The 22065-nt window shown below is 65.4% G+C and carries 26 protein-coding genes and 1 tRNA gene; 20 read left to right on the plus strand and 7 right to left on the minus strand.

All coding sequences use genetic code 11. The annotated features are described in order from the left end of the window. Positions 1 to 33: 33 nt before the first annotated feature. From AB4Z43_RS09860 to hrcA, 4 genes are all read right to left on the minus strand, one after another. Complete coding sequence (locus AB4Z43_RS09860) at positions 34 to 651, minus strand: LysE family translocator (RefSeq protein ID WP_441937196.1); 618 nt, start codon at positions 649 to 651, stop codon at positions 34 to 36. Between the two features lie 110 nt (positions 652 to 761). Continuing rightward, positions 762 to 2129, minus strand: a complete 1368-nt coding sequence (locus AB4Z43_RS09865) for a PQQ-dependent sugar dehydrogenase (RefSeq protein WP_441937198.1) — start codon at positions 2127 to 2129, stop codon at positions 762 to 764. 91 nt (positions 2130 to 2220) lie between these two features. Next, on the minus strand, positions 2221 to 2418 hold the full coding sequence (locus AB4Z43_RS09870; RefSeq protein WP_010912574.1) for a hypothetical protein: 198 nt from the start codon (positions 2416 to 2418) through the stop codon (positions 2221 to 2223). A 39-nt stretch (positions 2419 to 2457) separates the two neighbouring features. Next, on the minus strand, positions 2458 to 3540 hold the full coding sequence (gene hrcA, locus AB4Z43_RS09875; RefSeq protein WP_010912575.1) for a heat-inducible transcriptional repressor HrcA: 1083 nt from the start codon (positions 3538 to 3540) through the stop codon (positions 2458 to 2460). Between the two features lie 158 nt (positions 3541 to 3698). On the opposite strand from hrcA, the gene rph reads away from it, so the two are divergent. Genes rph through AB4Z43_RS09900 form a run of 5 tightly spaced genes read left to right on the plus strand, consistent with a single transcriptional unit; the run spans position 3699 to position 7060 of the window. Next, entirely contained in the window at positions 3699 to 4415 is a 717-nt protein-coding gene (gene rph, locus AB4Z43_RS09880) for a ribonuclease PH (RefSeq protein WP_019862277.1), read from the plus strand. 15 nt (positions 4416 to 4430) lie between these two features. Continuing rightward, positions 4431 to 4841, plus strand: coding sequence for a VOC family protein (locus AB4Z43_RS09885; RefSeq protein WP_441937201.1), 411 nt, complete (start codon positions 4431 to 4433; stop codon positions 4839 to 4841). Continuing rightward, positions 4841 to 5503 carry an RdgB/HAM1 family non-canonical purine NTP pyrophosphatase gene (gene rdgB / locus AB4Z43_RS09890; RefSeq protein ID WP_064985363.1) on the plus strand — a complete coding sequence of 221 codons (663 nt, stop codon included), beginning with the start codon at positions 4841 to 4843 and terminating at the stop codon, positions 5501 to 5503. Before AB4Z43_RS09885 ends, rdgB begins: the two co-directional genes overlap by 1 nt. Continuing rightward, on the plus strand, positions 5500 to 6678 hold the full coding sequence (hemW, locus tag AB4Z43_RS09895; RefSeq protein WP_038650954.1) for a radical SAM family heme chaperone HemW: 1179 nt from the start codon (positions 5500 to 5502) through the stop codon (positions 6676 to 6678). Before rdgB ends, hemW begins: the two co-directional genes overlap by 4 nt. Positions 6679 to 6736: 58 nt before the next feature. Continuing rightward, the gene (locus AB4Z43_RS09900) at positions 6737 to 7060 is read left to right on the plus strand and encodes a low molecular weight protein tyrosine phosphatase family protein (RefSeq protein ID WP_441937204.1); all 324 of its coding nucleotides are present in this window, start codon (positions 6737 to 6739) and stop codon (positions 7058 to 7060) included. A gap of 39 nt (positions 7061 to 7099) precedes the next feature. Here AB4Z43_RS09900 and AB4Z43_RS09905 read toward each other — a convergent pair whose 3' ends face one another. Next, positions 7100 to 7288: a hypothetical protein gene (locus tag AB4Z43_RS09905; protein ID WP_038650961.1), complete on the minus strand. Its 189-nt coding sequence runs from the start codon at positions 7286 to 7288 to the stop codon at positions 7100 to 7102. 7 nt (positions 7289 to 7295) lie between these two features. Continuing rightward, a complete protein-coding gene (locus AB4Z43_RS09910; RefSeq protein ID WP_095773398.1) occupies positions 7296 to 7481 on the minus strand; it encodes a hypothetical protein in 186 nt (61 codons plus the stop codon). A gap of 170 nt (positions 7482 to 7651) precedes the next feature. Here AB4Z43_RS09910 and rsmI point away from each other — a divergent pair, with 170 nt between their 5' ends. Together rsmI and AB4Z43_RS09920 are read left to right on the plus strand one after the other, a co-directional pair. Next, positions 7652 to 8566 (plus strand): 16S rRNA (cytidine(1402)-2'-O)-methyltransferase, encoded by a 915-nt coding sequence (gene rsmI, locus AB4Z43_RS09915; protein WP_441937207.1) that lies wholly within the window; start codon positions 7652 to 7654, stop codon positions 8564 to 8566. Then, positions 8559 to 8936, plus strand: coding sequence for a YraN family protein (locus AB4Z43_RS09920; RefSeq protein WP_019862285.1), 378 nt, complete (start codon positions 8559 to 8561; stop codon positions 8934 to 8936). Before rsmI ends, AB4Z43_RS09920 begins: the two co-directional genes overlap by 8 nt. Positions 8937 to 9037: 101 nt before the next feature. On the opposite strand, the gene AB4Z43_RS09925 is transcribed toward AB4Z43_RS09920, so the two are convergent. Next, positions 9038 to 9844, minus strand: coding sequence for an undecaprenyl-diphosphate phosphatase (locus tag AB4Z43_RS09925; protein ID WP_019862287.1), 807 nt, complete (start codon positions 9842 to 9844; stop codon positions 9038 to 9040). 158 nt (positions 9845 to 10002) lie between these two features. On the opposite strand from AB4Z43_RS09925, the gene AB4Z43_RS09930 reads away from it, so the two are divergent. The 13 genes from AB4Z43_RS09930 (at position 10003) to AB4Z43_RS09990 (ending at position 22060) form a co-directional block, all read left to right on the plus strand. Then, a complete protein-coding gene (locus AB4Z43_RS09930) occupies positions 10003 to 10695 on the plus strand; it encodes a glutathione S-transferase family protein (protein WP_010912586.1) in 693 nt (230 codons plus the stop codon). After that, positions 10676 to 11830, plus strand: coding sequence for a tRNA epoxyqueuosine(34) reductase QueG (gene queG, locus AB4Z43_RS09935; protein ID WP_441937210.1), 1155 nt, complete (start codon positions 10676 to 10678; stop codon positions 11828 to 11830). Before AB4Z43_RS09930 ends, queG begins: the two co-directional genes overlap by 20 nt. Then, positions 11827 to 12726: an SDR family oxidoreductase gene (locus AB4Z43_RS09940; RefSeq protein WP_441937211.1), complete on the plus strand. Its 900-nt coding sequence runs from the start codon at positions 11827 to 11829 to the stop codon at positions 12724 to 12726. The genes queG and AB4Z43_RS09940 overlap by 4 nt, the downstream gene beginning before the upstream one ends. 64 nt (positions 12727 to 12790) lie before the next feature. Then, positions 12791 to 13870: a penicillin-insensitive murein endopeptidase gene (gene mepA, locus AB4Z43_RS09945; RefSeq protein ID WP_069090626.1), complete on the plus strand. Its 1080-nt coding sequence runs from the start codon at positions 12791 to 12793 to the stop codon at positions 13868 to 13870. 188 nt (positions 13871 to 14058) lie between these two features. After that, the gene (locus tag AB4Z43_RS09950; protein ID WP_038653604.1) at positions 14059 to 15084 is read left to right on the plus strand and encodes a glucokinase; all 1026 of its coding nucleotides are present in this window, start codon (positions 14059 to 14061) and stop codon (positions 15082 to 15084) included. Between the two features lie 135 nt (positions 15085 to 15219). Further along, on the plus strand, positions 15220 to 17079 hold the full coding sequence (locus AB4Z43_RS09955) for an ABC transporter ATP-binding protein (protein ID WP_441937214.1): 1860 nt from the start codon (positions 15220 to 15222) through the stop codon (positions 17077 to 17079). Then, positions 17076 to 17897, plus strand: a complete 822-nt coding sequence (dapB, locus tag AB4Z43_RS09960) for a 4-hydroxy-tetrahydrodipicolinate reductase (RefSeq protein WP_019862294.1) — start codon at positions 17076 to 17078, stop codon at positions 17895 to 17897. The genes AB4Z43_RS09955 and dapB overlap by 4 nt, the downstream gene beginning before the upstream one ends. 41 nt (positions 17898 to 17938) lie before the next feature. Continuing rightward, the gene (locus AB4Z43_RS09965; protein WP_038650980.1) at positions 17939 to 18559 is read left to right on the plus strand and encodes a 2,3-bisphosphoglycerate-dependent phosphoglycerate mutase; all 621 of its coding nucleotides are present in this window, start codon (positions 17939 to 17941) and stop codon (positions 18557 to 18559) included. A gap of 142 nt (positions 18560 to 18701) precedes the next feature. Then, a tRNA-Leu gene (locus tag AB4Z43_RS09970) sits at positions 18702 to 18786 on the plus strand. A 288-nt stretch (positions 18787 to 19074) separates the two neighbouring features. Further along, positions 19075 to 19617 carry a cytochrome b gene (locus AB4Z43_RS09975; RefSeq protein ID WP_019862317.1) on the plus strand — a complete coding sequence of 181 codons (543 nt, stop codon included), beginning with the start codon at positions 19075 to 19077 and terminating at the stop codon, positions 19615 to 19617. A 108-nt stretch (positions 19618 to 19725) separates the two neighbouring features. Further along, a complete protein-coding gene (locus AB4Z43_RS09980) occupies positions 19726 to 20052 on the plus strand; it encodes a PepSY domain-containing protein (RefSeq protein ID WP_019862319.1) in 327 nt (108 codons plus the stop codon). Then, entirely contained in the window at positions 20052 to 20717 is a 666-nt protein-coding gene (locus AB4Z43_RS09985) for a response regulator transcription factor (RefSeq protein ID WP_019862321.1), read from the plus strand. Before AB4Z43_RS09980 ends, AB4Z43_RS09985 begins: the two co-directional genes overlap by 1 nt. Next, positions 20717 to 22060: a sensor histidine kinase gene (locus tag AB4Z43_RS09990; protein ID WP_019862322.1), complete on the plus strand. Its 1344-nt coding sequence runs from the start codon at positions 20717 to 20719 to the stop codon at positions 22058 to 22060. Before AB4Z43_RS09985 ends, AB4Z43_RS09990 begins: the two co-directional genes overlap by 1 nt. Positions 22061 to 22065: the final 5 nt, after the last annotated feature.

A 22065-nucleotide genomic window follows, 5' to 3' on the forward strand; every position in this document is an offset into this window, starting at 1 on the left:
GCCTGGCCCCGGAATGTTTTGGCTGAAAGGCTGCTACTGGCGGGCCGCGATCGCTGCCGCGGCGCCGACCATGAAGCCGGCGGCGGTGCGGTTCAGCAGCTTTAGCGCGCGCGGCGATTTCAGGAACCAGCGCGCCTTGGCGGCGAGCGCCAGGTAGGGAACCAGCACGACGAACAGCACGACCACCGTCAGCGCGGCGAGAATGCCGTAATCGGCCAGCGTGATCGTCTTCAGGTCGACGATGGTCGGCGTGATCGCCAGGTAGAAGATCATCGTCTTCGGATTGCCGAGCGTGACGGTGAGGCCGGCGACAAAGCTCGACACCAGTCCGCCCTTGCCCTTTTTCGCCTCGACCGTCTCGGGCGTGATGCCGGCGGTCCAGAAGCGCCAGCCCAGAAATGCCAGATAGGCGACGCCGGCCCATTTGATGGCGAGGAACACCATGCCGAAGGTCTGCGCGACGAAGGCGAGGCCGAGGACCACGGCGGTCAGGTAAATGAGGTCACCGAGCATCAGGCCAAAAGACATGGCCAGCGACGAGCGAAAACCCGAGCCGAGCGCCCGTGCGACAAGCGCGGTGACGCCGGGGCCGGGAATGGCGGCGGCGATGCCGAGGGCGGCACTGTAGGCGAGGAAGCCGGTGAGGGTCATGGCGAGTGGTCCTGGATCAGGCGGCCTTTTCGCACGGAACGGACCAGGATTGAATTCCCTGGCGGTCGGATTCTATTGCACCAGATACCGCGCCATCCGAGTAAAATCCCTCAAGAACGGCCGCCGTCATAGGTCACGCGCCAGATCGTGCCATTGCCGTCCTCGGTGACGATCAGCGCGCCGTCATGGGCCACCGCCACGCCCACGGGCCGGCCCCAGACCTCGCCGCTGGAAACGACGAAGCCGGTCATGAAATCCTCATACTCGCCGGTCGGGTTGCCATCCTTGAACAGCAGGCGGACGACCTTGTAGCCGGTCCGGTTGCCGCGATTCCACGAACCGTGCAGAGCAACGAAGGCATCGCCCCTGTATTCCTTGGGAAAACCGCTGTCGGCGGGCAGGTCCTTGCGGTCGTAGAAGGCGATGTTGAGCGGCGCCGAATGCGCCTGCATCAATACGTCGGGAGTGGTTGCCTTGCCGGCGAGGTCGGGCCGCGCGCCCTTGTGGCGCGGGTCCTCGTGGTTGCCGATATAGTACCAGGGCCAGCCATAGTACGCGCCGTCCTTGACCGAGGTGGCGTATTCGAACGGCACATTGTCGCCCAGCGCGTCGCGCTCGTTGACGACGCACCACAGCGCGCCGGTCGCCGGCTGGATGGTCATGCCCGAACAGTTGCGCAGGCCGGTGGCGACGATGCGGCCGTTCTTGCCGTCCGGATCGAAGGCCTGCACGTCGGCGCGCCCCGCTTCGGAGCCCCAGGTCGCGCCCAGCGGCTGCGATTTCCCCCATGCTTCAAGGCCGCCATCGGGCTCCTCGCCCATGTCCTCGGCGACGTTCGAGCCGGAGCCGACCGACAGATAGAGCGTCTTGCCGTCAGGCGAAAAGACGATGTCGCGGGTCCAGTGATGGTTCGCGGGAATGTTGGCGACGATGATTTCGGGTTCGCCGGATGCCTTCAGGTCGCCACCGCGGTAGGCGAAGCGCACGATGCTGTCGCTGTTGGCGACATAGACCCATTGCGGGTCGTCCCCCGGCGGATAGAAGGCAATGCCATAGGGCTGGTTGAGATTGCCGGCGAAAATGCCGTCCTCGGCGGGCTTGGCGCTGTCCTTGGCCAGGCGATAGACGCGGACCTGGTTGGCTTCGCTGTCGGCGACGAACAGGTCGCCATTGGGTGCGACGCGCACGGCGCGCGGATTGTCGATGCCGGATGCGATCAGCTCGGCCGAAAAACCCGGCGGCAATTGCGGCTTCGCGCCCGCCGGCATGTCGGCAAGCCCGGCGCTGTTCGATACCGACTTGGTGACATAGGGCTTCGGCAGGTCTTCCGGCGTGATCAGTCGGCGCACGCCCGGTTTGTCGGCACGCCAGTCGCCGAAGGCCGCCGCGCCCTTCAGCACCGGCTGGTCCGCCTGCTGTGCGAACGCCGCGCTTGTGAGGAACAGGGCGGGGATCACCAGTCCGGCCAATCGGATCATCTTGTCCTCCATCTGGTCGCGAAGGAAACCAACGGCCGGCGTGTCTCCGGGTTCCGCTCGCTCGACCTGACGAGGAAGCGAAAATCCGGTCTTATGTGCCGGCAGCGTAAAAATCGTCGTCGAGGCGTTTTTCCAGCGCGACCAGATCGGCCGGCAGCGGCAGGCCCATGGCGCGCATTTCCCGCAATTTCTCGCGCAATTGTTCCTGGATTTCGTGCTGGTCTTCCGGCTGGTTGACCATCTCCTCGAGCAGCAGGCTGATCCGGGCCTTGAGTTCTTCGAGCGCCATTCTTTTCTCCTTGCTGCCCGTCTCTTACCGTCCAGGGCCCTACCTTAGCATGCGTGAAATCAGCTGCGCCGTATAATCGACCATCGGCACGATGCGGGCGTAGTTCAACCGGGTCGGCCCGATGACGCCGAGCGCGCCGACGACGCGGGCATCCTTGTCGCGATAGGGCGCGACCACCAGCGACGAGCCCGACAGCGAAAACAACTTGTTTTCCGAACCGATGAAGATGCGCACGCCCGATCCCTGCTCGGCGAGGTCAAGCAGCTGGATCAGCCCGTCCTGCGTCTCCATGTCCTCGAACAGATGCCGCAGCAATTCGATGTCGGCCTGGGCGGTGACGTTTTCGAGCAGGTTGGCGCGGCCGCGCACGATGAGCCGTGCCGGCAGGCCGCTTTCCGCACCCGCCCACACCGCCAGCCCCTTCTCGACGAGGTCCTGCGACAGCGTGTCGAGGGCGGCTCTCGTCTCTTCCTTGATGCGGGCGATCTCGGTGCGCGCCTCGGCCAGCGTGCGGCCGCGAATATGGGCGTTGAGGAAATTCGAGGCTTCGTGCAGCTGCGAGACGGTGATGCCCGCCGGCAGCTCGACGACACGGTTCTCGACGTCGCCATTTTGCGACACCAGCACGGCGAGCGCCTTGGTCGGCTCCAGCTGGATGAATTCGATATGCTTCAGCGCCACCTCGTTCTTGGCGGCCAGCACCAGGCCGGCGCCGCGCGACATGCCCGACAGCATCTGGCTGGCCTCGGTCAGCATGTGCTCCAGCGTCGCGCCCGAGCCGGAGGCCCGCACCTGCGCCTCGATGGTGCGGCGCTCCTCGTCGGAGAGGTCGCCAAGTTCCATGAAGGCATCGACGAAGAAGCGCAGGCCCGCCTGCGTCGGCAGCCGGCCGGCCGAGATATGCGGCGCGTAGATCAGCCCGAGATGCTCGAGGTCGCTCATCACATTGCGAATGGTGGCCGGCGACAGCGAGGAGGGCAGGATGCGCGACAGGCTGCGCGAACCCACGGGCTCGCCGTCCCTGAGATAGGAATCGACGATGCGCCGGAAGATGTCGCGAGAGCGCATGTCGAGTGATTGAAGTGCAAGCGGCTGCGAACCCGGATCGATTGCCTTGGTCATTCGGCCAAAAACCTCCTTGTTCAGGATATAGACTTCGGCACGGTGGGCGCAACCCGGTCTCTGTATCGGGTCGCCCGGTCCGTTTTCCTTTGCGCGCTGCCCCCCATCCGTCTAAAAGCCGGCCACGATTCCGAAAAATGACTGGGAAAGAAGCCTGAATGCGCCCCTCCAAACGCCAATTCGACGAAATGCGCGCCATCTCCTTCGAGCGTGGCGTCTCCAAGCACGCCGAAGGCTCGTGCCTGGTGAAGTTCGGCGACACCCATGTCCTGTGCACGGCGAGCCTCGAGGAGAAGGTGCCGGGCTGGATGCGCAATTCCGGCAAGGGTTGGGTGACGGCCGAATATGGCATGCTGCCGCGCTCGACCGGCGAGCGCATGCGCCGCGAGGCCTCGGCCGGCAAGCAGGGCGGCCGCACGCTGGAAATCCAGCGCCTGATCGGCCGGTCCTTGCGCGCCGTCGTCGATCTGCAGGCGCTGGGCGAACAGCAGATCACCGTCGATTGCGACGTCATCCAGGCCGATGGCGGCACCCGCACCGCCTCGATCACCGGCGGTTGGGTGGCGCTGTATGACTGCCTGCGCTGGATGGAAGCCCGGCAGATGGCGAGCGTCGCCAAGGTGCTGAAGGACCATGTCGCGGCGATTTCCTGCGGCATCCATGACGGCCAGCCGGTCATCGACCTCGATTATCTCGAGGATTCCGCGGCCGGCACCGACGCCAATTTCGTCATGACCGGCAAGGGCGGCATCGTCGAGATCCAGGGCACAGCCGAGGGCGAGCCCTTCTCGGAGGACCAGTTCGGCGAGTTGATGGGCCTGGCCAAGAAAGGCATCCAGCGCCTGGTCAGCCTGCAGCAGATGGCGGTGGCATAAGCCATCGATTTTCTGGTGACCCCCTCCGCCATCCTTGAATCAGCCCTCTACGTCACCGATCTGGCGGCGGCGGAAGAATTCTATGTCGGCGTGCTCGGCCTTGATCTGCTCGGCAAGGTCGACGGCCGCCACCTCTTCTTTCGTTGCGGGCCGGGCGTGCTGCTCATCTTCAACGCCGAGGCGACCAAAATACCGCCGGCGCCGGATGCCCGGCTGCCCGTGCCGCCGCACGGCGCGGTCGGCGAAGGTCATCTCTGCTTTGCGGCCAGCGCGGATGAAATCGTGGCTTGGAAAGCGCATTTAGGGGCAAAAAGAATCGCCATCGAAAGCGAATTCGAATGGCCGCAAGGCGGCCGTTCGCTCTATATACGCGACCCCTCGGGCAATTCGATCGAGTTTGCCGAGCCGAGAATCTGGGGCCTTTGATGCATACACTTGATGGCAAGAAGATCGTCGTCGCCAGCCACAATGCCGGCAAGCTGCGCGAATTCGCCGATTTGATGGGGCCGTTCGGCTTCGAGGCGAAGTCGGCCAAGGACTACGGCCTGCCTGAGCCAGACGAGACCGGCACCACTTTCGAGGAAAATGCCTACATCAAGGCGCTGGCCGCCGCGAAGGCGACCGGCCTGCCGGCGCTGTCGGACGATTCCGGCCTGTGCGTCGACGCGCTCGACGGCGCGCCCGGCGTCTACACCGCCAACTGGGCCGAAACCCCTGACGGCAGCAGGGATTTCGCCATGGCCATGCAGCGCACCGAAGTGGCGCTGCAGGAAGTCGGCGCGGCCTCGGCCGAACAGCGCAAGGGCCGCTTCGTCGCCGTCATTTGTCTCGCCTTCCCCGACGGCGAGGCCGAATATTATCGCGGCGAGGCCGAAGGCACTCTGGTCTGGCCGCCGCGTGGCGAGCTTGGCTTCGGTTACGATCCGGTATTCTTGCCCAATGGTTTCGACAAGACGTTCGGCGAGATGAGCGCCGAGGAAAAGCACGGCTGGAAACCCGGCCAGGCTGCGGCGCTCTCACATCGCGCCCGTGCTTTCCAGAAATTCGCCCAAGCACGGTTGGATCTGCCGAGATTGGGCTCGGCATGACTGGACCCGGCATGACCATGCCGCTCGACCGCAGCCCCGGCTTCGGCGTCTACATCCATTGGCCGTTCTGCGCGGCCAAATGCCCCTATTGCGACTTCAACAGCCATGTCCGCCACCAGCCGGTGGACCAGGAGCGCTTTGCCGCCGCCTTCGAGGCGGAACTGGCGACGATGCGTGAGCGCACCGGGCCGCGCGAGGTGACCAGCATCTTTCTCGGCGGCGGCACGCCCTCGCTGATGAAGCCGGAAACCGTGGCCAGGGTTCTGGACGCCGTGGCCAAGAACTGGACGGTGCCGGACGGCATCGAAGTGACGCTGGAGGCCAACCCGTCCTCGGTCGAGGCCGAACGCTTTCGCGGCTATCGCGCGGCCGGCGTCAACCGCGTCTCGCTCGGCGTACAGGCGCTGAACGACAAGGATTTGCGTTTCCTCGGCCGGCTGCACAATGTCGACGAGGCGCTGCACGCCATCGGCCTCGCGCGGGAAATCTTTCCGCGCCTGTCTTTCGACCTGATCTACGCCCGGCCCGGCCAGACGCCGGAAGCCTGGGCAGCCGAGCTCGAACAGGCGATCGGCCACGCCGCCGACCATCTCTCGCTCTACCAGCTGACCATCGAGGAAGGTACGCCCTTCCACGCTTTGCACGCGGCAAAGAAATTCGCCATTCCCGACAATGACCACGCCGCCGACCTCTATGCGCTGACGCAGGAGATTACGTCCGCGCATGGCCTGCCGGCCTATGAGATTTCCAACCACGCCAGGCCGGGCGCCGAAAGCCGGCACAATCTGACCTATTGGCGCTATGGCGAATATGTCGGCGTCGGCCCCGGCGCGCATGGCCGCTTCGTCGAGAACGGCCGCCGCACGGTGACGATCGCCGAGCGGATGCCGGAAACCTGGGCCAACCTCGTCGAGGCCAAGGGCCATGGCGTCACCGGCGGCGAGATCCTGACACGCTCGGAGGAGGCCGACGAGTTCCTGCTGATGGGGCTGAGACTGGCCGAGGGCATCGACCTCTCGCGCTACGAGGCGTTTTCCGGCCGCGGCCTGTCGAGCGCACGGCTGTCGGTGCTGCAGGGCGAGGGGCTGGTAGCGCCGATCGGCAATGCCCGTCTGCGCGCCACGCCGGCCGGGATGATCGTTCTCGACGCCGTGGTCGCGGATCTGGCGCGCTAAGCATGATCCCGAAAAGTGGAAGCCGGTTTTCGGTCAAGATCATGCTTGAGCAAAAGTCTTGAAAAACGTCCTCTTCGTCTGCAGTCAGAACCGCTTGCGCAGCCCGACCGCCGAGCAGGTGTTTTCAACGCGCCGGGATATCGAAGTTGCGTCGGCCGGCACCAATCATGATGCCGACACGCCGCTGACTCATGAGCTCGTCGCCTGGGCCGACATCATCTTCGTCATGGAAAAGGTGCACCGCACCAAACTGCAGAAGAAATTCAAGACCAGCCTGAAGAAGGCCCGGGTCATCTGCCTCGATATACCGGACAACTATGAATTCATGGATATGGAGCTGATTGACCTTCTGAAGGCGCGCGTTTCACGCTATCTGGGGTGACCCAGACGAAGGCAGAACGGTCTCGGCCAGTCGCGGCGGTCAGGCGTCGTGCTTGAAACGGCGCTTGCCGCGATCCTTCTCGGCATGCGCCTCGCCGTTCCGGGCCGGTTTGGCGTCGGCCTTTTCGCGGCGAACGCTGTGCTGGTCGTTCATCGGGTGCGGGGGCACGCCTTCCCTGGCGCTTTTCGTTTCAAGACGGGTGATGAAGATATCGAAGCGATTGGGCATCGTCCGGTCAGTGCTCCGTCGTGCTATCGGGTTGGTTGTCGGAAAGCCTGACATTCGTCGGCAGGGCGGTTGTCGCCCGCTCGGTCAGGCTGGTGTCGGTCTTGGCAGGCAGGCGCTTGTCCCTGGCGGCGGCAACGCGCTTGCGGCCGGCATAGTAAGGCTCGAAAGCGTCCTGTATCTTCAGGCTGTCCATCCTGTCCTCCCTTTAGGAATCAGGGGCTAAATCTGCCAATGCCGGTTTGGTTCCCTACTGTGGCGAAGGCATGGCGATCACCTTACATCGGCATGACCTTTTGCAAGGCCGCGCCAGCCATGCCAAACAAGATTTGGCAGGCCAAACAGGGCGGAACGGAGACGGCATCAGTGACCGAAGAGACGGGAAGACGCAGCTATGTGGTCGGGCAGACCGAAATCCCCGCCCGTCCGCTCGAGCCGGCGCTCTACCTTGTGGCGACGCCGATCGGCAATCTCGCCGACATCACGCTGCGCGCGCTGGAGACGCTGGCCGCCGCCGACGTCGTCGCCTGCGAGGACACCAGGGTGTCGCGCGTGCTGCTCGACCGCTACGGCATCCGCCGCCGCACCACGGCCTATCATGAGCACAATGCCGGCGAGGCCGGGCCGAAGCTGATCGCGGCGCTTCAAGGCGGCCAGAGCGTGGCGCTGATTTCCGACGCCGGCACGCCGCTGGTCTCCGATCCCGGCTACCGGCTGGTCGGGGAAGCGATCGACCACGGCATTCGCGTCGTGCCGATTCCCGGTCCGTCGGCCCCGCTTGCGGCTTTGACCGCGTCCGGCCTGCCGTCCGACGCCTTCCTGTTCGCCGGATTTTTGCCGGTCAAATCAGGGCAGCGGGTGACGCGGCTGGAGGCGCTGAAGGCGGTACCGGCGACGCTGATCTTCTTTGAATCGCCGCGCCGGCTGGCCGAATCGCTCGGCGCCATGGTCGAGGCGCTCGGCGGCGAGCGCAAAGCCGCCATCGGTCGCGAACTGACCAAGACCTTCGAGGAAATGCGCACCGGCACGCTACGGGCGCTGGCCGACCATTATGCGGCGGCCGACACGCCGAAGGGCGAGATCGTCGTCTGCGTCGGCCCGGCCGAGGCCAAGGCGGACGAGCCCGCAGACATTGACCGGTTGCTTTTGTCGCTCGCTGCCGAAATGCCGGCCTCCAAGGCAGCGGCCGAGGCCGCGAAGATGACCGGTGGCCAGAAGCAGGCGCTGTATCGCCGACTGTTGGAACTCAGGGACGCCTCAGGAGAAAGCAACGGTGGCTGAGCGCCCGAGCGCCAGCCGCCAGAAAGCCTATCGGCGCGGCCATCGCGGCGAGTGGCTGGCAGCCGCCGCACTGATGCTGAAGGGCTACCGGATTCTGGCGCGCCGCCATCGCACCCGCTTCGGCGAGATCGACCTGATCGCGCGGCGTGGCGACCTGGTGCTGTTCGTCGAGGTCAAGGCGCGGCGCACGCTGATGGAAGCCATGGAAGCGATCGGCCGTGAATCGGAGCGCCGCATCGAAGCGGCGGCCGACATCTGGCTGTCGCGGCAGGCGGATTATGGCAGGCTGTCGATGCGCTTCGACATGGTCGCCGTGCTGCCCTGGCGCTGGCCGGTGCATGTCGAAAATGCGTTTTATGGACGGAATTAGGGGGGACCTCAGAGAGGCATTGCTCGCCCTTCGCCGGCTCAGGGCGTTCGTCGTTCGGAAAGCCAAGCAATTGGCTTTCCGTCCGCTTCGCGGATCACTCCTCACCCCCAGATCATCAACGCCACCAGGCCGACGATGCCCACCACCAGCCGCCACCAGCCGAACAGCGAGTAGCCGTTGCGCGAGACGTAATCGAGCAGGAAGCGGACGACGATGAGCGCCGCGACGAAGGCGGCGACGAAGCCGATGGCGATGATCGGCAGGTCGGCCGAGGTCAGCACATTACGGTTCTTGAACAGGTCGAAGGCGAAGGCGCCGACCATGGTCGGGATCGCCAGGAAGAAGGAAAATTCCGCCGCCGCCCGCTTGTCGACGCCCAGAAGCAGCGCGCCGACGATGGTCGAGCCCGAGCGCGACGTGCCGGGGATCAGCGACAGGCACTGGAACAGGCCGATCTGCAGGTAAAGCCTGGTCGGGAAGCGCTCGACGTCGCGGTAGACCGGCTTCAGGTTCATGCGGTCGACCGCCAGCAGCACGACACCGCCGATGATCAGCATGATGCAGATCAGCCTCGGCGATTCGAACAGCACCGTCTTGATGAAATCATGCGCCAGCGCGCCGATGATGGCCGCCGGCAGGAAGGCGATCAGGATGCCGATGACGAAATGCCGCGTCAGCCGGTCGTGCGGCAGGTCGAGCAGCATCTGCCACAGGCGGCGGAAATAGACGCTCAGGATCGCCAGGATGGCGCCGAGCTGGATCAGGATCTCGAAGGCCTTGCCGGTCGAGTTGAAGCCGAGGAAATGGCCGGCAAGCAGGATATGGCCAGTCGAGGACACCGGTATGAACTCCGTCAACCCCTCCAGCAGGCCGAGCAGCAGGGCTTCGACGATGGTCTGGCTTTCCATGGCTACCTCGGCTTTGCGCGACGGCTAACAGAACGGCTTGCTTGTCATGGCGTTGAACTCCCCCTATAGGTCGCAACACCTGACGGCCCGCTAACCGGGCGGCCAAGACTTACCGGTGCGACCGGCGATTCGCCAGTGCGCTTTATCATCGCGGAACCATGCTGACGCTTTTCCATCATCCCATGTTCGCCACCTGCCGCTTCGTCCGCCTTGCTTTCGGCGAGTATGGCGAGGAGCTGGCGCTGATCGAGGAAAAGCCGTGGACGCGGCGCAAGGAGTTTCTGGCGCTGAACCCGGCCGGCACGCTGCCGATCCTGCTCGCCGAAGGCGACGTGCCGATCGTCGGCGCGACGGTGATCTCGGAATATCTCGACGAGACCCGCGGTGTGCTCAAGCGCGACAAGCGGCTGTTCGCCGAGGACCCGATGCAGCGCGCCGAAATCCGCCGGCTGATCGACTGGTATCTCAACAAGGCCGAAAGCGAAGTCACCCGCCATCTGGTGCGCGAACGCGTGCTGAAGCCGATCATGCCGGAAACGGCGGGCGGCGGCTCGCCCGATTCGGGCGCGATCCGTGCGGCGCGCGCCAACATCCGCCAGCATATGAAATACACCAACTGGCTGGCCGGCACCCGCCATTGGCTGGCCGGCGGCAGGGTCACCTATGCCGATTTGGCCGCCGCCGCGACGCTGTCGGTGCTCGACTATCTCGGCGAGATCGACTGGCGCGAACACGCCGCGGCGCGCGAATGGTATACGCGGGTGAAGTCGCGGCCCTCCTTCCGGCCGCTCTTGACCGACCGCGTGCGCGGTCTGTCGCCGGTGTCGCATTATGCGGACCTCGACTTCTGACGTCGCAAAACTGCGCGCGCTGATCGACGCGGAGGCGCAGCGCGCCGGCTTCGATGCCATTGCCGTCGCCACCCCTGATGCGATCCCGCTGGCGCCGGCGCGGCTCGCCGAATTCGTCGCCGACGGCTTTCACGGCTCGATGGACTGGATCGCCGAGACGATTGCAAGGCGGAGCGAACCTTCCACGCTTTGGCCTGAAGTGCGCTCGATCGTCGTGCTGGCGATGAATTACGGCCCCGACCACGACCCGCGTGCGCTGCAGGCCAGGCGCGACCGGGGCGCCATCTCGGTCTATGCGCAAAACCGCGACTATCACGATGTGATAAAAGGCCGGCTGAAGGAAATCGCCGGCAAGATCGTCGCGCGCGCCGGCGGCGACGTGAAGGTGTTCGTCGACACCGCGCCGGTGATGGAAAAGCCGTTGGCCGAAGCCGCCGGGCTTGGCTGGCAGGGAAAACACACCAATCTGGTCAGCCGCGAACATGGTTCGTGGCTGTTCCTCGGCACTATCTTCACCACGGTTGAGCTCGCGCCCGACCGGGCCGAGATCGATCATTGCGGCTCCTGCCGCGCCTGTCTCGATGCCTGCCCGACCGATGCCTTTCCCGCGCCCTACCGGCTCGATGCGCGGCGCTGCATTTCCTACCTCACCATCGAGAACAAGGGTCCGATCCCGCACGAATTCCGCGAAAAGATCGGCAACCGCATCTATGGCTGCGACGATTGCCTGGCCGCCTGCCCCTGGAACAAGTTCGCCCGCGCGGCATCGGAAGCAAAACTCGCCGCGCGCGACGATCTGCGCAAGCCGCCGCTCGCCGACCTGCTCGAACTGGACGACGCGGCCTTCCGCGCCTTCTTCTCAAGTTCGCCGATCAAGCGCATCGGCCGCGATCGTTTCATCCGCAACGTGCTGATCGCCGCCGGCAATTCCGGCGATGCCGCGCTGGCCGTCCCTGTGCGTGCGCTGCTCGGCGATCCCTCGCCGCTGGTGCGGGGCGCGGCAATATGGGCGCTGGCGCGGCTGGTGCCTGACGCCGAATATGCCAAATGGGCCGCGACCGGTCTGAAAACCGAGAACGATGCGGCGGTGCGCGAGGAATGGCGCCTGGCGCCGCCAGACGGGGCGCATGCATGAGCGAGAAGCAGATCTTCATCTTCGGCGCCGGTTATTCCGGCAAGGCCTTTGCCCGCGCCAACAGGGATGCCGCCGTGATCCTTGGCACGACGCGGTCCGATGAAAAATTCGACGCGCTGCGCCAGGCCGGCATCGCGCCGCTGCTGTTCGATGGCGCGTTGACCGGCGAAATCGGCGAGGCGCTGGCGAAAACGACGCATCTTGTGATTTCGGTCGCCCCGGAAGAGGCCGGCGACCCAGTCTTGAATGCCGCCCGGGAGGCAATCACGGGGATGCCGGCGCTCGAATGGATCGGCTATCTCTCGACCGTCGGCGTCTATGGCGACTATGGCGGCGCCTGGGTCGATGAAACGGCCGCATGCCGGCCGGTGTCGAAGCGCTCCGTCATGCGGGTTGAGGCTGAGCAGGCATGGCTGAAGCTCGGCGCGGAAATCGGCAAGCCGGTGGCGATCCTGCGCCTGTCCGGCATCTATGGTCCTGGCCGCAATGCGCTGGTCAATCTGGAAAACGGCACCGCGCGGCGGCTGGTCAAGCCGGACCAGGTGTTCAACCGCATCCATTGCGACGATATTGCCGGGGCGTTGTGGCAGCTTGTCGAAGGCAACACTGGGGGCATCTTCAACGTCACCGATGATGAGCCGGCGCCGCCGCAGGATGTCGTTGCCTATGCCGCGTCGCTGATGGGCGTCGAGCCGCCGCCCGAAATTCCTTTCGACACCGCCCAACTTTCGCCCATGGCGCGGTCCTTCTATGGCGAGAACAAGCGTGTCGCCAATGCGGCGATCAAGGCGGCGGGCTATTCCCTGCGCTTTCCGGACTACCGCGCCGCCTTCGACCATATGTGGGCAAGCGGCGACTGGCGCGACGGCGAAGCGCGCAGCCCGATGAAACGCTGACGATCGAAGCATACTGCGCGGCGTGCTATGATTCGGCTTGGGATTGCGGTGGGGATCCGGTTTCATGAAGACAGCGATGCGGCTTGGCAAGAAATCACTGCTGGCAGCGGTGCTCGGTTTGCTTGGCCTCGCCATCCAGCCGGCGGCGGCCGAGGAACGGGCCAAGGACCTGTTCGGCGCCGAAAAACTGCCGGCCGCGACCGCCGCGCAATCCTTCGGCTTCTATTCCAAGGGCTGCTTCGCCGGCGGTGTCGCCATCCCCATGGACGGCCCGACCTGGCAGGTCATGCGGCCCTCGCGCAACCGTCGCTGGGGCCACCCGGCGATGATCGCGCTGATCGAGAAACTGTCGCGCGACGCCGCCGCCGACGGCTGGCCGGGCCTTCTGATCGGCGACATTTCGCAGCCGCGCGGCGGCCCGATGATGACAGGCCATGCCTCGCACCAGATCGGGCTCGATGCCGACATCTGGCTGACGCCGATGCCTGACCGCGCCATGACCAGGGCGCAGCGCGAATCGATGAGCGCCACCTTGATGGTCGACGAGAAGACCCATCTGGTGAAGGACGCGCTGTGGACGCCCCAGCACACGGCGCTCTTGAAGCGGGCGGCGAGCTACCCCGAGGTGGAACGCATCCTGGTCAATCCCGGCATCAAGAAAAAGCTCTGCGACACCGTCAAGGGCGACCGTAGCTGGCTGCGCAAGATCCGGCCGTTCTGGGGCCACGACTATCATTTCCACATGCGCATCGGCTGCCAGCCGGGCTCGCCCGACTGCAAGGCGCAGGAGGCGACGCCGGATGATGACGGCTGCGGCAAGCCGCTGGCCTGGTGGTTCACCGAAGAACCGTGGCGGCCCAACAAGAACCCGGATGCGCCGAAGGCCCGCGACGTGATGACGATGGCCAACCTGCCCAAGGAATGCCGCGCCGTGCTCGACGCGCCGGGGCCGGTGTCAGCCGAGGCGGCGACCTATCACGGCGGCGCCGTGCCGGTCGCGGCCGCGGCACCCGAACCGGCAGCGCCGTCCGGGCCCGCCACCCCGGCCAGCGATAGCGGCGATTTGCCGAGCGCGGCAAATGCATTCGCCGCGACCCCCAGAATGGGCGCGCCGGTGCCAAGGCCTCGACCGCCCGCGAACTGATTGCCTCCGCGCCACCGGTCGGCTCAATCGGTTTAGCCAGCCGTTTTCGGGAAATAGTGGCCGTTTGGCCGCAGAACCCCTCTCTGCGCACCGACGGGTTCGAAAACCGTTTCCCTTTTCAAACTCATGCGCTAGTCAACGGAGGAACGGCGACACGCCGTCAGGGGGCGCCGGGGACGGACGAGAGCATGCCAAGCGTAAGCGATACCGACACGTCGTTGCGGTTTCCGATCCTGATCGGCGACATTGGCGGCACCAATGCGCGCTTTTCGATCGTGCTTGACGCCAATTCCGAACCGACCGAGCCGCAGATCGTCCAGACCGCAAGTTTCAACACGATCGACGAGGCGATTCAGGCGGCGGTGCTCGACCGCTCGTCGGTCCGCCCCAATTCGGCGGTGCTGGCGGTGGCCGGTCCGGTCGACGGCGACGAGATCGAACTCACCAATTGCCCGTGGGTCGTCAAGCCGAAGCAGATGTTCGCCAATGTCGGCTTGAGCGACATCGTCGTGCTCAACGATTTCGAGGCGCAGGCGCTGGCCGTCGTGGCGCTCGGCGAAGAGCATATGGAAAAGATCGGCGGCGGCACGCCGGAGCCCAATGCCGGCCGCGTCGTGCTCGGGCCCGGAACCGGGCTCGGTGTCGCCGGGCTGGTCCATGCGCTGCACCACTGGATCCCGGTGCCCGGCGAGGGCGGCCATATGGACATCGGTCCGCGCACGCCGCGCGATTTCGAGGTTTTCCCGCATATCGAGAAGCTCGAGGGCCGCATTTCCGGCGAACAGATCCTGTGCGGGCGCGGCCTCGTCAACGTCTACCGGGCTGTCGCCAAGGCGGACGGCAAGCCGGCGCCTTTCACCACGCCGGCCGAGATCACCGGCGCGGCGCTGGCCAAGACCGATCCGGTGGCGCAGGAAGCGCTGGAGACCTTCGTCACCTGCCTTGGGCGCACCGCCGGCGATCTTGCCCTGGTGTTCATGAGCCGTGGCGGCGTGTTCTTGACCGGCGGCATCGCCCAAAAAATCGTGCCGGCGCTGAAGGAGGGCAATTTCCGCGCCGCCTTCGAGGACAAGGCACCGCACAGCGCGCTGATGCGCACCATGCCCGTCTATGTCATCACCCATCCGCTGGCGGCCCTTCTCGGCCTTGCCGCCTATGCCAGGAACCCGTCGCTGTTCGGCGTCCAGACGGCCGGCCGGCGCTGGCAGGCCTGAACCCTCGGCGCGAAGCGTCGGGGCGCCCGCGACGAAGTTAATCAGCCGCGGGCATAGGCAAGCCGGCCGCATGGCGCTAAGAGGAGTGCCGAATTGCAGCCCGGCCCCAGGCGAAAAACCCACGAAGCTCCCGATTTGACACTTCAAGCTCCAAACAAGCAGAAAGCCAGCGTTGGCGAAGTCAACGCCGTGCTGCGCCGCATCCTCTCCGAAAACGGCCGCGATCATCGCCGGTCCTATGTCGTCGCCATCACCTGCATGCTGCTGGTGTCGGGCACGACGGCCTTCACGGCCTGGATCATGAGCCCGATCGTCAACCAGATCTTCTACGAACGGCGCGGCGACCTGGTGGTGTGGATTTGCGCCGGGATCATGGCGGCCTTCCTGGTGCGCGGTTTCGCCGGCTACGGCCAGGCGGTGGCGCTGGCCACGATCGGCAACAATCTGGTTGCGCGTTACCAGAAACGCATCTTCGACCATCTGATGAAGCTCGGCGTCGGCTTCTTCAACGATACGCGCTCCGGCCGGCTGGCGGCGCAGGTCAACGAGAATGTCGGCGGCATCCGCGACCTCTTGTCGATCACGCTGACATCCATCACCCGCGACGCGGTGACCCTGGTCGGCCTTGTCGGCATCATGATCTACCAGGATCCGGTTCTATCGCTGAGTTCGCTGCTGATCGGACCGCCGCTGATCTGGGCGGTCGTCTACCTGACGCGTCGCGTGCGGCGTATCACGCGGGAATCCGTGCTGATCAATTCCCGGCTCATCGGCGCCGTCCAGGAAGCCACGCAAGGCATCGCCATCGTCAAGGCCTTCACCATGGAGGACCAGCTGGCGAGCCGCATCGGCGCCTTGGCCGACACGGCCGAACAGCGCTCGAACAAGATCGCCCGCGTTTCGGAGCGGTTGGCGCCGATTTCCGACATGCTGGCCGGCCTCGCCGTCACCTCCGTCATCGCCTATTCCGGCTACCGGGCACTCGTTCTCGGCCAGCCGCCGGGCGCGGTGTTCTCCTTCATCACCGCGCTGATCCTGGCCTACGATCCGGCCCGGCGCCTGGCGCGCATGCAGGTCGGCATGGAGCGCGCGCTGGTCAATGCCCGCATGATCTACGAACTGCTCGACCTCAAGCCGCAGCAGGGCGACGCGCCGGATGCCGTCGAGGCACACTTCACGTCGGGTGAAGTGCGCTTCAACAACGTGTCCTTCCGCTATGTCGAGGAGACACCGGTGCTGCAGGAGCTGAGCTTCGTCGCAGCCGCCGGCAAGATGACCGCCATCGTCGGGGCCTCGGGCGCCGGCAAGACGACGCTGGTGGCGCTGCTGCAGCGTTTCTACGACGTCGAGTCCGGCACCATCGAGGTCGATGGCCAGGACATTTCCAAGGTCACCAAACAGTCGCTGCGCGGCTCGATCGCCTATGTCTCGCAGTCGCCCTATCTGTTCGAAGGCACGATTCGCGACAACATCCGCTACGGCCGTATCTCGGCCACCGACGCCGAGATCGAGCGCGCGGCAAGCCAGGCGGCGGCCGACGAGTTCATCCGCCAGCAGCCGCAAGGCTACGACACGCCGGTCGGCGAGAACGGCGCGACGCTGTCCGGCGGCCAGCGCCAGCGCGTCTCGATCGCCCGCGCCATCGTGCGCCAGGCGCCGATCCTGCTGCTCGACGAGGCGACCTCGGCGCTCGACAACGAGGCGGAGGCGCGTGTCCAGGAAGCGCTGACCCATGTCATGGAAGGACGCACCACCATCGTCATCGCCCACCGCCTGTCGACGGTGGTCAATGCCGACCACATCGTCGTCATGGAACGGGGCCGGGTGGTCGAGGAAGGCACGCATGCCGAGCTGATGGCCGACCAGCACAGTGTCTATGCACGGTTCCACCGGGTGCAGGGCAAGAAGGGTCTGGGGCTTGTCGATGACAGCAAGCCGATCCAAACTCCGGTCCGGGCCACGCGTGCGAAAAAGACGGCGGTGAGGAGCACATGAGCGAAGCAGGCGATATGGGCCTTGTGGTGGTGGGGGCAGCCGGCCGCATGGGCCAGACGCTGATCCGCGCCATCCACACCATTCCGGGCGCCCGCGTCATCGGCGCGGTCGAGCGCGCGGATTCGCCCCATCTCGGCAAGGATGCCGGTGAGCTCGCGGGCATAGGCATCATCAACGTGCCGATATCAGACGATCCGCTGCCGGTCTTCGCCAAGGCCGACGGCGTGCTGGACTTCACCACGCCGGCCTCGTCCGTCGAATTCGCCGGCTACGCGGCGCAGGCGCGCATCGTCCATGTCATCGGCACCACCGGCTGCTCAGCCGACGACAATGCCAGGATCGCGGCCGCGGCGCGCCACGCGATGATCGTCAAGTCGGGCAATATGAGCCTCGGCGTCAATCTGCTGGCGGTGCTGGTCGAACAGGCGGCACGCGCGCTCGACGCCGACGATTTCGACATTGAGATTTTGGAGATGCACCACAAGCACAAGGTCGACGCGCCGTCGGGCACGGCACTGCTGCTCGGCGAAGCCGCCGCCGCCGGGCGCGGCATTGCGCTCGCCGGCAACGATGTGCGTTCACGCGACGGCCATACGGGTGTGCGAAAAACCGGGTCGATCGGCTTCGCCACGCTGCGCGGCGGCTCGGTGGTCGGCGACCACAGCGTCATCCTGGCCGGCACCGGCGAGCGCATCACGCTGTCCCATCATGCCGAGGACCGCGCCATCTTCGCGCGCGGCGCCGTCAAGGCGGCGCTGTGGGCCCGTGGCAAGAAGCCTGGACTGTATTCGATGCGGGACGTGCTCGGCCTGAGCTGAAGCGGCCAATCTGCCAATTTTGCCAATCTGAAGGAGCAAACATGTCGAGAACCCTCGTGCTCGTGCGCCATGGCCAGAGCGAATGGAATTTGAAGAACCTGTTCACCGGCTGGCGTGACGTCGACCTGACCGAGCAGGGCCATGCCGAGGCCAAGGCCGCCGGGCAGAAACTCAAGGCGCGCGGCCTGAAGTTCGACATCGCCTTCACCTCGGCGCTGAGCCGGGCGCAAAAGACCTGCCAGCATATTCTCGACGCGGTCGGCCAGAGCGATCTCAAGACCATCCGCGACCAGGCGCTCAACGAGCGCGACTATGGCGACCTTTCCGGCCTCAACAAGGACGATGCCCGCAAGAAATGGGGCGAGGAGCAGGTGCATGTCTGGCGCCGCTCCTATGACGTGCCGCCGCCCGGCGGCGAGAGCCTGAAGGACACCGGCGCCCGCGTCTGGCCTTACTACCTGCACGATCTGCAGCCGCACGTGCTGCGCGGCGGCACCGTGCTGGTCGCCGCGCACGGCAATTCGCTGCGCGCACTGATCATGGCGCTGGACGGCAAGTCGGGCGAGGAGATCGTCAAGCTGGAACTGGGCACCGGCGTGCCGGTCATCTACCAGCTGAACGCCGATTCTACCGTGGCGTCGAAGGAAGTGCTGGAGAGCTGACGCTTGCTGAGCCGGCAAGTGGAAATCCAGGCCCTGGCTGGAACGTGGCGCTTTTGCCAAAGCTGTGTTTCCAGCTTTCGGCGGCATGGTCCAAAAAGCGCGTTGACAGCAATCGCTTGCCCGCTTACATGAGCCCGCACCAGCCCAGATGGCGGAATTGGTAGACGCGCACGGTTCAGGTCCGTGTTCCGCAAGGAGTGGAGGTTCGAGTCCTCTTCTGGGCACCAAATTCCCGTTTCGAACCGTTCGATGGTTCAGAGACCCAAAGAAAAAGCCCGGTTCGTCCGGGCTTTTTCTTTGTCCGGCATATCGGCGTTGTCCGGTGTCCGACTGTCAGCGAATTGACAGGTTCCTCCAGCCAATGTCCCACTAGGTCACGATCGCCAAAGCCCGGTTCCAGGACCGCTCTCGTCGGGGGAACCGTCACGGCCCCCTCGATTGCCGTCGAAGGGACCTGACAAAGCTTTGACATGATCGCGGCTAGTTTAGAAACATTCGAAATTGGACAGCCCTGCATGAATCCTACCTACACAAGCGCACAGAAGGCCATTCATTGGGCCGTGTTTCTGCTGGTTATCGGCCTTTACGGCCTGACTTATGTCGCGGATATCTTTCCACGCAACGACCCCGGCCGGGCACTCGTCTGGTGGTTCCATATCTCGTTCGGGATGCTGCTGTTTGCGCTGGTCGTCATCCGCATTGGCCTGCGCCTGATCTTGGGAACCCCGGGTCTGCCGCGGGAAATGTCGGAGCTGGAACGATGGGTGGCCAAGGTCGCGCATCTCGTGCTTTACGGGCTGCTTGTGGCCATTCCGGTTCTTGGCATCCTGGTGACCTGGTACAGGGGCGACGCCTTGAGTTTCTTCGGCCTCTTCACCATCCCCGCTCCGGTCTCCGCGGACAGCGCCACGGCCCGAACCATAAGAGAATTGCACAGCCTCTGCGCCAATCTGATCCTTATCCTTGCCGGCCTGCATGCGGCGGCTGCGCTCTGGCATCACTATGTCCGCCGGGACGAGGTGCTCAAGCGTATGCTGCCGGGGACAAGTGGCCCCTGATCGCGAGTCAAACGTCGGCGGGCGATGCCCTTTGTCGTGTTTGTGGGCCAGGAGACTGGCCAGGTGACGAGCCGGATTGAAACACAAGGTCTGCTGCATGGCCCTTGGATGAAACCGATACTGAAACATCTGGCGACGGCGAGCCTGGTCGGGCTTGTCCTGCTTCGACCGTTCCACGCCCGCGCGGACGAGGATGACGACGGCGATCACGACCGGGCGCGGGACCTTTACGAGCGTGGCGAAATAAAGGGCTTGGCCAATATACTGGGCGTGGTTCACGCCGATGCTCCCGGCGACATCGTGGCCGTCGATTTCATCCGGATTGGCGACCGCTGGGTCTATCGCTTCCAGGTCGTCGCCCCTGACGGACGCCGCAGGATCGTTGACGTCGACGCCGGCGCCGGCGTGCTGATGCGCGACAGGGGTGGTGATTGATGAAAATACTCCTTGCCGAAGACGAGCCGCGCATCGCGGGCGACATCGCGGCAGTGCTCAAGGCCGCGGGGATGGCCGTCGATACCGTGCGCGACGGAGAGGCCGCGTGGTTCGCGGGCGACGTCGAGAATTACGACGCGGCGATCCTCGATCTCGGATTGCCGAAACTCGATGGCCTGACGGTGCTGAAGCGCTGGCGGGCCAACACGCGCCGCTTTCCCGTCCTCATCCTGACGGCACGGGGCCTTTGGACCGAGCGCGTCGAAGGCATCAACGCGGGCGCCGACGACTACCTGCCCAAGCCGTTCGAAATGGACGAGCTGCTGGCGCGGCTGCGCGCGATCCTTCGCCGTTCGACAGGCCAGGCGGCACCGGTGCTGAAATCTGGACCGCTGGTCCTCGATACGCGCCAGATGCGCATTTCGCTGCGCGGCGTTCCCGTCGCACTGTCGCCGCTGGAATACCGGCTGATGGCGTTCCTGATGCATCATGCCGGGCGCGTGGTGGCGCCGACCGAACTCGCCGAGCATCTCTACGATTCCGGCAATGATCGCGATCCGAACACAATCGAGGTCATTGTCGCGCGCCTGCGCCGCAAGCTCGGCAACGACGTCATCGAGACTCGGCGCGGCTTCGGATATTTCGTACCCGACGAGCCGTCCTGATGGGCAATTCGATCCGCTTCAGGCTTTGGTCGGCGGCCACCATTTCGATCCTCGTCGCCCTTGCCATCGCCGGGGTCGGGCTACGCTATCTGTTCGAGCTGAATGTCGAGAGGCGTATCGTCGGCGAACTGACCGCCGATCTCAATGAACTGATCGGCGCGACCAGCTTCGCGGCCAACGGCCAGCTTTCGGTCGCCCCGGGCCTGACCGACCCGCGCTTCACCAATCCGCTGTCGGGTCATTACTGGCAGGTGGAAGACCTGGCCAGCCATGGCCTGGTGCGCTCGCGTTCGTTGTGGGACGCAAAGCTTGCATTGCCCGGCCAAGGCGCGAGCGGCGAACTGAGAACGATCGAGGAGCTCAAGGGGCCTGGCGACGAACTCACCGTAGCCGTCGTGCGCACCATAACCGATGCAGACGGCCGGTCGTTTCGCGCCATCGTGGCGGAAGATCATAGCAGCGTCACAGTGTCGGTGCGCGAATATGTACGCGATCTCATCCCGGCGCTCATCCTGCTCGCCGCCGCCCTCATGGCGGCCTTCTTCGTCCAGATCACCGTTGGCCTCGCGCCGCTGGAAAGCCTGCGGGTCGCCGTTCGAAACGTGATCGCGCAGCGGACGGCGCGACTGGACGTGGCGGCGCCGAGCGAGGTGCAGCCGCTCGCCGACGAAATCAACCGCCTCCTCGATGCGCAGGAGAAGGCCCTTGCACGCGCCCGGTCGCGCGCCACCGACCTGGCGCATGGCCTCAAAACGCCACTACAGGTGCTGTCGGCCGACATCCGGGCCCTGCGCGGGAAGGGCGAAACCGAGTTGGCCGACGAGATCGAGAAGAGCGCTGGAGCGATCCGACGTCATGTCGAGCGCGAACTCGCGCGCGCCCGTCTGGCGCCCGGCGTTTCCGGCAAGGCATCTTGCCGCGTCAGGGAAGCCGCGGCCGGCGTCATCGCCGTCATCAAGCGCACGCCGGGCGGCAAGCAGCTCTCGTTCCTGGTCGACGTCGCGGACGATTTCATGGCGCCGGTCGACGAGGGCGACCTTTCGGAAATCCTCGGCAATCTGGTGGAGAACGCCGCGCGCTTCGCGAGATCCTCGGTCAAGGTCAATGCGTGGGCAACCGGCGGCGAGGTGTCCATAGCCGTCGCCGACGACGGCCCGGGCATCCCCGATGCCGACCGGGAATCCGCCCTGTCGCGCGGGGTGCAGTTGGACAGCAAGGGCGGCAGCAGCGGGCTGGGCCTGGCCATCGTCTCGGACATTGTCGAAGCCTATGGCGGGCGGCTGACCATGGCCAACGCCGATCCCGGCCTGGTCGTGACCATCACCCTCCCCCGCCAGGGTTGATCGAC

Origin of the sequence: Mesorhizobium sp. 2RAF45 (genome assembly GCF_052115225.1) — a bacterium.
GTDB classification, from domain to species: domain Bacteria; phylum Pseudomonadota; class Alphaproteobacteria; order Rhizobiales; family Rhizobiaceae; genus Mesorhizobium; species Mesorhizobium jarvisii.